Source organism: Streptomyces anatolicus, assembly GCF_019400875.1.
GTDB lineage: Bacteria > Actinomycetota > Actinomycetes > Streptomycetales > Streptomycetaceae > Streptomyces > Streptomyces anatolicus.
In genome coordinates this window covers 1-911 of the sequence record NZ_WMBF01000865.1, presented here as the reverse complement: position 1 = coordinate 911, position 911 = coordinate 1, and the positions used below count along the sequence as shown (strand labels likewise).

The 911-nt window shown below is 72.6% G+C and carries 1 protein-coding gene; it reads right to left on the bottom strand.

Annotated elements, in window-relative coordinates; all coding sequences use genetic code 11:
• Positions 1-40: 40 nt before the first annotated feature.
• Positions 41-911, bottom strand: an 871-nt coding sequence (locus GKQ77_RS33025) for a S1 family peptidase (RefSeq protein ID WP_258022369.1), incomplete at its 5' end; no start/stop codon positions are given.

Sequence of the window (911 nt, the reverse complement as noted above, 5' to 3'; positions counted from 1 at the left end):
GGCCCGCCCCGCGCCCCTGTTCAGGCCGGCGCCCGCTGCCTCAGCGCCGGTTCAGCGCCCGCTTGATCTTCTTGGCGGACGGCGACTCGTCCAGCGTCTTCCACAGCTTCGACGAGCTGAGGGACGTATAGACACCGGGGGCACCCTGCGCCCCGCAGCCGTCGCCGTAGGAGACGACGCCGATCAGGATGGGGGCCTCGCGGCCCGGGACCTTGCGGAAGATGGGGCCGCCGCTGTCGCCCTGGCAGGAGTCCTTCGTCTCGACGCCGGCGCAGAAGTTGACCTTCGCGTCGTACTCCTTGTAGCTCGTCCGGCACTCGGCGTGGGAGAGGATCGGGACCTTCACCTGGCGCAGGCGGTCAGGGGTGTGGGTCAGCTCGGTGTCCGTGTTGCCCCAGCCCGCGACCGTCGCCTTCTGGCCCGGGCGGATCAGCGCGTCGGTGCCCTGGGTGGGCAGCGCCACCGGGGAGATGCCGCGGACCGGCTTCGCCAGCTGGAGGAAGGCCACGTCGTACGCCTCCTGGCCCTTGAGGTAGCGCGGGTGCACGACGACGCCGCCCTTGGCGATGTTCCGTATCTGGCCCTGCCGGGCCGAGAGCACCGTGCGGCCCACCGCGACCTGGAGCGTCTTCGGCTTGACCGGCTTGCCCGCCTCGTCGACCAGGCAGTGCGCGGCCGTCACGACGGTGTCCGGGGTGAGCAGGCTGGCGCCGCAGAACTGCCGGTCGCGCACGCTGCCCGGGCCCTTCTCCAGGACCGCCGTCATGAACGGGTAGGCGTCGTTGGGCACTTCGGTGCCGCCGATGATCGCGTGGGCGGCGGTGGCGGAGGTGGCGACCATCGCGAGGGCGGCGCCGGTCGCCGCGAGACCGGCGGCGAGGGAGGTCCGGCGGGTGGGGGTTCTCGGAGTG